The sequence below is a fragment of the Nisaea sp. genome, from assembly GCF_039990255.1.
Lineage (GTDB): Bacteria > Pseudomonadota > Alphaproteobacteria > Thalassobaculales > Thalassobaculaceae > Nisaea.
The window spans coordinates 111465-122502 of record NZ_JBDXGG010000002.1 but is presented as its reverse complement, the minus strand read 5'-3'; the positions used below and the strand labels follow the sequence as shown (position 1 = coordinate 122502).

The window sequence follows — 11038 nt, the reverse complement described above, 5'->3', positions numbered from 1 at the left end:
CCAATCCTATGCACAAGAGCTTCTGTGTTAACTTTAGCTCAGGATGCTCAAGATCAATCATATTATGATCGAAAACCGGCAAACCAATTCAGGCCCGCCGCCTGCGCATCCCTTTCCTATATCTACAATGTCAAAGAGCTTCTCTCCCGAAGAAGAGAGACAACGAAACCCTGTTCCGCCCTACCGGCGGCCCCGGGATCCCTCGTCTGTGGAAGCCGCGAAGACGATCAACGTCTCGCGAAATCTGAATGTAGGCGAGGCCGCTGCTGGATGCAAGCCCCTTTTTTTAGAGAGGCGTGTAAGCGCTGCGGCGCCGCGAAGTGGGCCGGTGTATAGGACCTCTGACCGGGGCCTGTCAATAGCGAAAAAACCTGACAGAACACCGTATCGATGGCACTATATATAGCATACTGTTGACCGCTAAAAACATTCTATAGGGTTTAACACCCTCAATAAGCAAGAATATCGCTCTGCTGGAAGGATACAAACAGATGCCTCTAACGCATCTTGGCATGAAAAACGGGCCGCACCTCGGAATCTGGAGCTGCGCTATAGTTTTCGTGACATTCTTGACCGCGTGCCAACCAATCAATTTGCCGTCTTTCGGACAATCCGCGAGTACCGGCGAGGCTGCGCAGAAAGACGCGGGACAAATCGGTGCACAACAACAGGAACGCAGCGAAGGGCCGCAATTCGCCGAGTTCAGCGATGTTCCTATTCCAGCCAACGCAGAGATCGATTTCGATAATCTTCTTGTTCTAGGCGCCGAAGACGGTTGGATCGGGCGACTTGCCATGACGACCGGCTACAAGATGCCCGACATGTACGCCTTCTATGAGCGAGAAATGCCGCGTTTTGGCTGGATCAAGATCACAAGCGTCCGCTCTGCGATCAGCACCATGACTTATTCCCGCGGCGACCGGATAGCGACGGTCACCCTGCAGAGCCGGACCATTGGCGGCACCGCGATTGACTTTACGGTAGCCCCTGCCAATCCGCTCGCGGACAGAGGCGCTTTACCATCAAGCGGGAATACGAGCGGCTAATCTCCACTCACCGATCCAGAGCGAATGTCTTAGAGAATACCGAGTCGCCGAAGTTCAGCCTGCATTTCATCAGGCATGGCTGCATCGATATCGCCGTCGGCCTCATAGAGATCCTGCGGCGCACTCGCCTCTTCCAGATAGCGCCACCCCTGAAAAGCACGGTGCGGACGCGGCACAACCCGTACAACCTTAGGGTCGAGCACGATGCCGCAATGTGGCCGCCCTCCTTCCCCCATTTCAACTTCGTCCAGTCGCTCGATCCGCTGACGAGCCCGGACATGCCCCTTGATGACCCAGTAGAGCGATCCGCCTTCAAGAATTTCTTCCGCACGGCGTGGAAAAGAACGCGTGCGGTGAGTACTGACCGGCTCCACACCTGACGCATCCGCAAGACGGATTTGTTCGGCGCGATATTGCTCCAACTGCTCCACGGTCTCTATCCCGACGCAGAGCTTGATCAGATTAAGGGGCATGGTTGTCGTCCGCTGGGGTCAGGGTCTTGGTGTGTGACGGTCATATAGACCTAACCAAACATACCGAGCAGCCACCACCAAGCGAAGTCCAACGGCAGGATCAAGCCAAGCGATGCGATTGCCAGAAGGCCGCATGCACGGGCACCGACGCGAATCGGCACATCCCCAAGCTGCATACCGATAATGAATGGCGGCACCTGGTACGGCAGGATCACGGTCGAGAAACCAACCACAATCAGGTTGAGCACAAGAAACACCGGAAAGCCGCTTGCCTCGGCCACCTGGTTCGCAAGTGGCGCCAGGACCGCTGGCACGGCCGGCATGGTAGAGATCATCCCCATCAGGGTGCCGATACCGGCAATCGTCGCGAAATTCTGCGCCGGCTGCCCTGGCGCCAGACCAGCAGTCGCGATCAGCTTTTCGCCAATCCAGCTGCCAAGACCCGACTGCGAGACGAGCGCACCGACAGCGAGAATACCGGCGATATAGATCAGTGGGTTGAGAGATATTTTCTGCCGATACACTTCAGCGGAAACCAGCCCCGCTCCAGGCATGAGGCAAAGCACGCCTACACCAAGCGATACCCAGGCCGCGGACACACCATGAACAGCGTCCGTTGCCCAGAACACCAATGCAGCAGCGAGATAGAGCGCCATCTTTCGCTCCGCAATGCTCATGCCCGACCAGTTACCGTGCGTGTCTTCGAGCTCCGTTGCATCAGTATGACCTGGCTCCCTGAACATCCAGGTCAGCAACACCGCGATAACCAGCGCCTTCACGGCACCAAGCACCGGGAAATGCAGCAGCAGGTAGTCGAAATAACGAATATTAACCCCATGCGCAGTCTCAGCAGCCCCGACCAGCACGTTGTTTGGCACATTCGCCGGAAGAACCCCGACGGAGCAGAGATAGGAGGTCAGGATCATTGCCAACACCATCCCGTTCCGCCCCTTGCTCCCGGCCGGGTACCCCAGGCGATCAGCCAGAGCCGTCATGATAGGCATCAGCAGGACGATTCGCGACAGGGTCGACGGCATTAGAAAGATCAGCACAAGGGAGACGATGACAATCCCTGCAATAACGGCTCCATATCCACCGGATATCCGGGCTGTAATCGACCGGGCCAGACGCTTTCCCAGTCCAGTGACATCCACCGCTGCCCCGATAATGAGACCGCCGAGAACCAGCCAGAAAGCACCCGAAGCGAAGCCGGAAAACACGATCTCCGGCGGCGCCACGGAAAACACCATAGCGAGGAAGAAAAGCAGCATAGCAACCAGATGCTCGGCAATGGCACCCGTTGCCCAGAGCCCGATACAGAGCACGACCAGTGCTCCGGCGGGCGCTGCGCCGTCCGGCATCCCCTCCGGCGGGAGCAAAGCGAGCCAGCCCGCAATGGCAAAAACCGGAAGGAGAATCAGGTGGCGCGGCTGCAAGTTCGGCATTGGAACAAACTCTTCAACTCAACAGGCGGAAAAACGATCAAAAGGACAGCCGGTCAATCAGCGGCACGCGTTTCGAAAACCAGTAGATCCGCCCCCTCTTCAACCTGATCTCCGGCCCCGTAATGCATTGCCGCGATAACACCATCATCCGGAGACCTGATTACGTGCTCCATCTTCATGGCTTCGAGCACCATCAACGGGTCACCCTTGGAGACTTCAGTACCTTCGGTAACATGAACCGCTATCAGTTTGCCGGGCATCGGTGCGGCGACATGACCTGAATCTTCTCCGGCCTCAGCTCCAGAAGCCAGTGCCGTTTTCAAAACATAGCGGTGCGCCGTACCGTCATAAAAGACGGTAACCACATCTCCTTCGATTGAGGCTTCGGCTTGGACGGTAATCCCGTCAAGCCGCGCTTCAAGACGGCCGCCGGCATGCAGCGAGACGGCAATCCGGATCTGCTTTTCCTCTTGCTCGAACACGTAAACGCCGTCTTCAAGGCGATAGAGCAACAACAGATCCTCGGCGTCATGCTGCAGAGTCAGCCCATGCAAGGGACTGTCGTTCAAGCGCCAGCCATACGCCATTGCCCAAGGTGAATAAGGATCGCCGCCGAGGCGGGCCTGCCGCAACACGTCCAAGCGTCTCGCTTCCAGAAGAGCGGCCGCGGCCAGCAACGGCATATTGCCGGCTTCCCGCGTTTCGTCGGCAGCAAGGTCAGCGCGATAGGTCTCGATAAAACGCGTATCCACGCCGCCAGCAATGAAAGCCGGATGTTCGACGACTCGCTTCAGGTAGGGAACATTGTTTGCCAGCCCGGCAATCCGGACATTTCCAAGAGCCCGCGACATGCGACGAAGCGCCTCTGCCCGATCACGGCCATGTGTGATCAGTTTGGCGATCATCGGGTCGTAATGAACGCTGACGGTGTCGCCTTCGGCAACGCCGCTATCCACCCTCACGCCGTCCATTTTCTCAGGAAAGGTCAGACGGCTCAGCCGCCCGGTTTGCGGCAGGAACTCACGTTCCGGATCCTCGGCATAGATCCTCACCTCAAGCGCATGGCCCGACGCCGAAATCCGATCCTGCGTGAGCGGCAGTGTTCCGCCTTCGGCCACCCGGATCTGCCAAGCAACAAGATCCTCACCGGTGATAGCCTCGGTCACCGGATGTTCGACCTGCAGGCGTGTGTTCATCTCCATGAAATAGAACGAACCGTCCTCATCCATGATGAACTCGACCGTGCCCGCGCCGACATAGTCGATGGCTTTCGCAGCATCGATCGCGGCTTTTGCCATGGCCGAGCGCACAGATTCATCGAGTCCCGGCGCCGGGGCCTCTTCAACAACCTTCTGGTGACGGCGTTGAACAGAGCAATCCCGCTCGAAGAGATGCACCGCGTTGCCATGGCGATCCGCGAAAACCTGAACCTCCACATGGCGTGGCCGGGTGAGGTATTTCTCGATCAGCAGCCGGTCGTCACCGAAAGCAGCCGCGGCCTCGCGCTTGGCACCGGCTATGCCGTCGGCAAGATCCTCCGCCCGCTCGACCACGCGCATGCCCTTGCCGCCACCGCCGGCGCTCGCCTTCAGCAGGACAGGAAAGCCGATTTCCACCGCCGCATTTTCCAGGGTCTGCGCACTCTGGTCCGTACCATGATAGCCCGGCACAAGAGGAACACCTGCTTTCGCCATGATGTCTTTGGCGGCGGCTTTCGAGCCCATGGCCTCGATGGCCGAGACATCCGGGCCGATGAAAAGAATGTCCGCTTCCGCGCAGGCCCGTGCGAGCTCTGGGTTCTCGGAAAGGAATCCGTAGCCGGGATGGATGGCATCTGCCCCCGTCGCTTTTGCCGCTTCGATCAGGTGGTCAATCCGCAGATACGAGTCGGCTGCCGGAGCAGGACCGATCGGATAAGCCGTATCGGCAGCAGCCACATGCAACGCAGCAGCATCGGCTTCCGAATAAACTGCTACCGTGCGGATGCCAAGCGAACGAGCCGTGCGGGCTATCCGGCAAGCGATTTCACCCCGGTTCGCGATCAGCAGTGTTCGGATAGTGTGTATCTCCGTCATCAGACGATCCAGTCCGGCTTACGTTTTTGCAAGAAAGCCGAAAGCCCTTCGCGGCCTTCGCGCGTAGCTCTTTGCCCGGCAATCCTCTGTGCGGTCTCCCGCCGGGTTGAGTCGTCAAGCTCCCGCCCGGCGATCTCACGCAGCAAAGCTTTCGACGCGCGGATGGCATCCGGCGCGCCTTTCTTCAGCTCACCTATGATGGCCCCGACCTCATCCGCCAATCCGCCGATCGCACAGACCTTATGCACGAGGCCGATCCGCAATCCCTCTTCCGCGCCAAACAGCTCTCCAGTCTGGAACCAGCGATGTGCCTCACGGATCCCGATAGCCTGAATGACATAAGGACTGATGATGCCTGGAATGATGCCGAGCCGAACCTCGGACAAAGCGAATTTTGCGTTGTCCGCCGCCACGACGACATCACAGCAGGCACAGAGTCCAAAGCCTCCGCCCATTGCTGTGCCGTTGACCCGCGCGATGGTCGTCATGGGCAGTGCATAAAGCGCATCCATCATGTTCGAGAACCGCATCGCGTCCTCGAAATTCTCGTGCTGCGTATGGTCCGCCGCCCGCTTCATCCAATTCAGGTCAGCGCCTGCGGAAAAACTCTCGCCGGCACCAGTCAATACGACGGCCAGCAGATCCGCCCGGTCCGCCAGCGAACGGAACAGCCCATGTAGATCCCCGATCAGGATCTCATCGAAGGCGTTGTGGATGTCCGGGCGGTTCAGCGTGATGGTGACGATGCCGTCCGCATCCTCGACAATCAGGCTTTCCGGACGCGTCGGTTCATATTTACTTTGCATCGATTACATCCGGAAAATGCCGAACTTAGTCGGCTCTATGTCTCGATTGAGGGACGCGGAGATGGAGAGGCCCAGAACGGTGCGCGTGTCGGCGGGATCGATGATCCCATCGTCCCAAAGCCGCGCGCTGGCGTAGTAAGGGTGCCCCTGTGTCTCGTACTGATCGAGGATCGGCGCCTTGAACGCTTCTTCCTCGTCTTCAGGCCAGTTCTCGCCGCGCGCTTCCAAACCGTCCCGGCGCACCTGGGCGAGAACGCTCGCCGCCTGCTCGCCACCCATCACCGAAATCCTGGAGTTCGGCCACATGTAGAGCATGCGGGGACCATAGGCGCGCCCGCACATGCCGTAGTTCCCGGCACCGAACGAACCGCCGATAATAACCGTGAATTTGGGCACCCGAGCCGATGCGACAGCCGTCACAAGTTTGGCCCCGTCCTTGGCGATACCGCCGGACTCGTATTTCCGGCCAACCATGAAGCCGGTGATATTCTGAAGAAACACGAGCGGGATGCCGCGCTGGCAGCAGAGCTCAATGAAATGAGCGCCTTTCAGCGAGGACTCAGAGAACAGAATCCCGTTATTGGCGATGATGCCGACCGGATAGCCCCAGAGATGGGCAAATCCGGTGACCAGTGTGGTGCCGTAGAGCGGCTTGAATTCATCAAACTCGGAGCCGTCGACAATACGGGCGATGATCTCGCGAACGTCATAGGGCGTCCGGGTATCTTCCGGCACGACGCCGTAAATCTCTTCAGCATCATAAAGCGGCTCGACCGGCTCACGCATTGCAAGGGTCGGGCGCTTCACACGATTGAGATTACTGACGATCCGGCGCGCCAACCCGAGGGCATGGGTGTCGTCCCGGGCGATATGATCGGTCACGCCGGAGATACGGGAATGCACGTCCGCGCCGCCCAAATCCTCGGCACTGACGACTTCACCAGTTGCTGCCTTCACGAGCGGCGGGCCACCGAGGAAGATGGTGCCCTGCTCCTTGACGATGATGCTTTCGTCCGACATGGCAGGGACATAGGCGCCGCCTGCCGTGCAAGAGCCCATCACCACCGCGATCTGCGGAATACCGTCCGCAGACATGTTGGCCTGGTTGTAGAAGATCCGCCCGAAGTGGTCCCGGTCCGGGAAGACTTCATCCTGCTCCGGCAGGAAGGCTCCACCAGAATCCACCAGATAGATGCAGGGCAACCCATTTTGCCAGGCGATTTCCTGAGCCCGAAGATGCTTCTTCACGGTGATCGGGAAATAGGTTCCCCCCTTCACCGTCGCATCGTTGGCAATGACCATGACTTCCTGGCCCATAACGCGGCCGATGCCGGTCAGAAGGCCGCCGGAGGAAATGTCCCCGCCATACATGCCGTGGGCTGCAAGTTGGGAGAATTCGAGCCATGGCGCGCCCGGATCGAGCAAGGTCCTGACCCTGTCACGCGGTAGTAACTTTCCGCGGCTGACATGACGTTCCTGGCTGCGGGCACCGCCGCCCATCTTCACGCCGGCAACCTGCTCCTGCAGATCCGCGACAAGCGCTCGCATCCGATCTGCATTCCGCCGGAAAGTTTCGTCCCGGCCCGTGAGGGCGCTCTTGATAACCGTCATTGGAAAACCCTTACCAGCCGCCGGTGCTGAGCCAACGCTCGACATGATCCAGCCGATCGGCGCCCCAGAACGGCTCGCCATCGACTATGAAGAACGGCGCACCACAGACCCCGACCTCAATCGAAACATCGACCTCGGCCTTCAGCTTTTCCTTTACACCCGCATCGTTGAGAGCATCGCGAAGTTCGTCAGGATCGACACCGTTCGCGGCGGCAATCTCGATAACCGCCTCGGCATTGTTGATCGGCTTCATCTCCTGAAAGGCCGCATTGAAGAAGGCCAATGCGACTCTTTGCGCGAGCGCCTCGTCCTTGTCTTTCAGCCACCATGTTGCGCGCGCTGCCGCCACGGAAAGAAACGGGAAGCTCTCCGGAAAGCTCAGGGGAAGTCCCATCAGGCGGGCACAGCGGTCAAGGTCGCGGCGGGAATAGGCCCCCTTCAGTGGCTGATCCATTAACGGCGCATTGCCGTTCAGCTTGAAAACTGCGCCGAGCAAGGTCGGCCTCCAATCAACAGTACGGTCATAAAGTTTGGCCAGATCGTTGATCTTGTGAGCCGCCAGATAGGCGAACGGCGAGGAATAGTCGTAATAAAAGATGATCGGGCTTCCGCCCGTACCGTTCTCGGTCATTGATTCGCTCCCTTAACTCCGTGGCCGGTCACCACGGCAATTCCGTTCCGTCGTAGTTGAAGAACCGCCCATTGTCGGACGGGCTCAACCCGTCGATCACCGATTTGATGCCGGTTGCGCTTTCCACAGGCAGAACCGGGGCCGACGCGCCGCCCATATCGGTCCGCACATGGCCCGGATGGAACATCACGGCGGTTAGTCCGTTCCCCGCGAGTTCCAGAGACAGACATTTGACGGCCATGTTGAGGGCGGCCTTGGAGGACCGGTAAATGTAGGCGCCGCCGGTGCATTCAGCGAGCGAGCCCATCTTCGAGCTGATGAACGCCATCTGCTTGCGGTCGCTGGACAGCACATTGTCCTTCATCGCCTCGGCGATACGGATCGGGCCAAAGAGGTTGGTTTCCATTGTGTCGGCCCAGGCCGCGTAGTCGATCTCGTCCAGCATGCCGCGCCCGCCGATGATCCCGGCATTGTTCAGCAAGACATCGACGGGACGCCCTTTATAGCGTTCCGCCATGGCCGCGATGCTGGCCGCGTCGTTCACATCCAGCGGGCAAAGCTCAACGCCCTCAATGGCCGCGAGCTCGGTGGCCTCGTCCGGCTTGCGGCAGGCGCCGGTCACGGACCATCCGTCCGCCGCGTAAGAACGCGCCAACTCCAGACCTATTCCACGGTTTGCTCCGGTAATCAGAACTGTCGGCATTTTTCCTCCCTCTCAGCGCTCATTGCCACGCTGCAAGATAGCTTTCGCCGTTACCTCGACCTCGACACGCATCTGTTCCTCTGCGAGATCGCAGATAACTGTCGTGTTTGCCGGGCGGGCGGCATCGCAGTATTTCTTGATGATCGGCTTGATACGGTCGAACTCTTCCCGGCTGGCAACGAAGACCCGGACACGGAGCATGTTTTCAAGGTTGCTGCGCGCCTGGAGCAGCGCCCGCTGGATGTTCAGGAAACAAAGCTCTGCCTGCTCCTCGACCGAAGCCGGAAAGCTCATGGTCTCCGGATTAAAACCCGTCGTGCCAGAGACATAAACCATATCGCCATCGACAACAGCGCGGGCATATCCAGCCATTTCTTCGAACGGCGAGCCTGAATAGATGCGCTTTCCGATCATTATGTCCTCCCTTTGGCTTCTGCTGGCCGCGCGCTACCGTCGTTCCCCGACAGTGACGTGGCAACCCTCGACATGATCATCGACCATGCCCATGGCCTGCATGAATGCGTAGCACGTGGTCGGACCAACGAAGCTCCAGCCACGTTTTTTCAGATCCTTCGACAGTGCCGTCGACTCCGGCGAGGTCGTCATTTGCATGAGCGTCGCATAATCAAGCCGCTGCGGTCCTCTATGCTCAGCGCGGAAAGACCAGACATAATCGGAAAGCGAGCCTTCCTTTTCTATCAGCGCAATGGCGCGACGCGCATTGTTGATGGTCGAGGTGATCTTGCCCCGATGCCGGACGATTCCGGCGTCTTGCAGACAGCGCTCGATATCCGCGTCTGTAAAAGCGGCGACCTTCTCCAGTTCGAAATTCGCAAAAGCCGCCCTAAAATTCTCGCGCTTGCGCAGAATGGTCAGCCAGGAAAGACCGGACTGGAAGCCCTCAAGACAGATTTTCTCGAACAGGATGCGATCATCCCGCACCCGTTGGCCCCATTCGGTATCGTGATAGTGACGGTAGAGATCGTCTCCGGCACACCACCAGCAACGTGGTTTGCCATCGGCCTCATGGATCAGGCCGTTTTCATGCTCAATGGCCACGTGGCCCTCCTGGTCAGGCAGTTTCCTTGAAGAGTTCGCGGCCAATCAGCATCCGGCGGATTTCGCTGGTACCGGCGCCGATCTCGTACAGCTTGGCGTCCCGAAGCAACCGGCCGGTCGCGGTATCGTTGATGTAGCCGTTACCGCCGAGGCACTGGATCGCCTCAAGTGCCATCCAGGTCGCCTTCTCCGCAGCATAGAGGATCGCGCCGGCGGCGTCCTTGCGGGTGACTTCACCCCGGTCGCAGGCCTTGGCAACGGTATAAACGTAGGCCTTGGCTGAATTCATCGTCACATACATATCGGCTATCTTGCCCTGCATGAGCTGGAACTCGCCGATTGCCTTGCCGAACTGTTTCCGCTCATGGATATAGGGGACGACGATATCCATGCAGGCCTGCATGATGCCGAGCGATCCGGCGGCCAGCACCGCGCGCTCATAATCGAGCCCACTCATCAGCACCCGGGCGCCGCCATTCAACTGGCCGAGCACATTCTCCTCCGGCACCTCGCAGTTCTCGAACACCAGCTCACAGGTGTTCGAGCCGCGCATGCCAAGCTTGTCCAGCTTCTGCGCCGTCGAAAACCCCTTGAAGCCCTTCTCGATCAGAAATGCGGTGATGCCATGCTGGTGCGCCTCGGGATCGGTCTTGGCATAGACCACCAGCGTATCCGCGTCCGGGCCGTTGGTGATCCACATCTTGGTGCCGTTCAGGACGTAACGGTCACCCTGCTTCTCGGCCCGCAGCTTCATCGATACGACGTCTGATCCGGCGCCGGGTTCGCTCATGGCTAGCGCGCCGACATTCTCTCCGGAGATCAGCTTTGGCAGGTATTTCTGCCGCTGTGCTTCGGTTCCGTTCAACCGGATCTGGTTAACACAGAGATTGGAATGGGCGCCGTAACTCAGCCCCACCGAGGCGGATGCCCGGCTGATTTCCTCCATGGCGACAGAATGCTCGAGATACCCCATTCCGGCACCGCCGTACTTTTCGTCCACCGTAACGCCGAGCACACCGAGAGCACCGAGCTTCGGCCAAAGATCCATCGGAAACTCGTTCGACCGGTCGATCTCCGCCGCACGCGGCGCGATCTCGTCCGCCGAGAAAGAACGCACCGCATCGCGCAGCATGTCGGCAGTCTCACCCAGATCGTAGTTCAGCGAGGGGATATCATTCGGGATCATTCT

General features: G+C 59.1%; 11 protein-coding genes. 1 reads left to right on the top strand and 10 read right to left on the bottom strand.

Annotation, left to right across the window (positions count from 1 at the left end; translation table 11 throughout):
* The first annotated feature begins 569 nt into the window (after positions 1 to 569).
* Positions 570 to 1046, top strand: coding sequence for a hypothetical protein (locus ABJ076_RS00605; RefSeq protein ID WP_348202642.1), 477 nt, complete (start codon positions 570 to 572; stop codon positions 1044 to 1046).
* Between the two features lie 29 nt (positions 1047 to 1075).
* Here ABJ076_RS00605 and ABJ076_RS00600 read toward each other — a convergent pair whose 3' ends face one another.
* The 10 genes from ABJ076_RS00600 to ABJ076_RS00555 are packed head-to-tail and all read right to left on the bottom strand — an operon-like array spanning position 1076 to position 11035.
* Positions 1076 to 1519, bottom strand: coding sequence for a DUF1489 domain-containing protein (locus ABJ076_RS00600; protein WP_348192730.1), 444 nt, complete (start codon positions 1517 to 1519; stop codon positions 1076 to 1078).
* Positions 1520 to 1569: 50 nt separating this feature from the next.
* Entirely contained in the window at positions 1570 to 2964 is a 1395-nt protein-coding gene (locus ABJ076_RS00595; protein WP_348192727.1) for an SLC13 family permease, read from the bottom strand.
* A 53-nt stretch (positions 2965 to 3017) separates the two neighbouring features.
* On the bottom strand, positions 3018 to 5039 hold the full coding sequence (locus tag ABJ076_RS00590; RefSeq protein WP_348192725.1) for an acetyl-CoA carboxylase biotin carboxylase subunit: 2022 nt from the start codon (positions 5037 to 5039) through the stop codon (positions 3018 to 3020).
* Positions 5039 to 5845, bottom strand: coding sequence for an enoyl-CoA hydratase/isomerase family protein (locus tag ABJ076_RS00585; protein ID WP_348192722.1), 807 nt, complete (start codon positions 5843 to 5845; stop codon positions 5039 to 5041). Before ABJ076_RS00585 ends, ABJ076_RS00590 begins: the two co-directional genes overlap by 1 nt.
* Before the next feature lie 3 nt (positions 5846 to 5848).
* Complete coding sequence (locus ABJ076_RS00580) at positions 5849 to 7456, bottom strand: carboxyl transferase domain-containing protein (RefSeq protein WP_348192719.1); 1608 nt, start codon at positions 7454 to 7456, stop codon at positions 5849 to 5851.
* A gap of 10 nt (positions 7457 to 7466) precedes the next feature.
* Entirely contained in the window at positions 7467 to 8087 is a 621-nt protein-coding gene (locus ABJ076_RS00575; RefSeq protein WP_348192716.1) for a 2-hydroxychromene-2-carboxylate isomerase, read from the bottom strand.
* A 28-nt stretch (positions 8088 to 8115) separates the two neighbouring features.
* A complete protein-coding gene (locus ABJ076_RS00570) occupies positions 8116 to 8790 on the bottom strand; it encodes an SDR family oxidoreductase (protein WP_348192713.1) in 675 nt (224 codons plus the stop codon).
* Positions 8791 to 8802: 12 nt separating this feature from the next.
* Positions 8803 to 9204 carry a RidA family protein gene (locus ABJ076_RS00565; protein ID WP_348192710.1) on the bottom strand — a complete coding sequence of 134 codons (402 nt, stop codon included), beginning with the start codon at positions 9202 to 9204 and terminating at the stop codon, positions 8803 to 8805.
* Positions 9205 to 9237: 33 nt separating this feature from the next.
* Entirely contained in the window at positions 9238 to 9849 is a 612-nt protein-coding gene (locus ABJ076_RS00560) for a DNA-3-methyladenine glycosylase I (RefSeq protein WP_348192708.1), read from the bottom strand.
* Positions 9850 to 9862: 13 nt separating this feature from the next.
* Entirely contained in the window at positions 9863 to 11035 is a 1173-nt protein-coding gene (locus tag ABJ076_RS00555; RefSeq protein ID WP_348192705.1) for an isovaleryl-CoA dehydrogenase, read from the bottom strand.
* Positions 11036 to 11038 lie beyond the last annotated feature (3 nt).

Coding starts and splice junctions, on each gene's coding strand:
- ABJ076_RS00590 (WP_348192725.1), bottom strand. CDS start 5,039: ATGACGGAGATACACACTATCCGAACACTGCTGATCGCGAACCGGGGT.
- ABJ076_RS00570 (WP_348192713.1), bottom strand. CDS start 8,790: ATGCCGACAGTTCTGATTACCGGAGCAAACCGTGGAATAGGTCTGGAG.
- ABJ076_RS00595 (WP_348192727.1), bottom strand. CDS start 2,964: ATGCCGAACTTGCAGCCGCGCCACCTGATTCTCCTTCCGGTTTTTGCC.
- ABJ076_RS00565 (WP_348192710.1), bottom strand. CDS start 9,204: ATGATCGGAAAGCGCATCTATTCAGGCTCGCCGTTCGAAGAAATGGCT.
- ABJ076_RS00580 (WP_348192719.1), bottom strand. CDS start 7,456: ATGACGGTTATCAAGAGCGCCCTCACGGGCCGGGACGAAACTTTCCGG.
- ABJ076_RS00585 (WP_348192722.1), bottom strand. CDS start 5,845: ATGCAAAGTAAATATGAACCGACGCGTCCGGAAAGCCTGATTGTCGAG.
- ABJ076_RS00555 (WP_348192705.1), bottom strand. CDS start 11,035: ATGATCCCGAATGATATCCCCTCGCTGAACTACGATCTGGGTGAGACT.
- ABJ076_RS00600 (WP_348192730.1), bottom strand. CDS start 1,519: ATGCCCCTTAATCTGATCAAGCTCTGCGTCGGGATAGAGACCGTGGAG.
- ABJ076_RS00575 (WP_348192716.1), bottom strand. CDS start 8,087: ATGACCGAGAACGGTACGGGCGGAAGCCCGATCATCTTTTATTACGAC.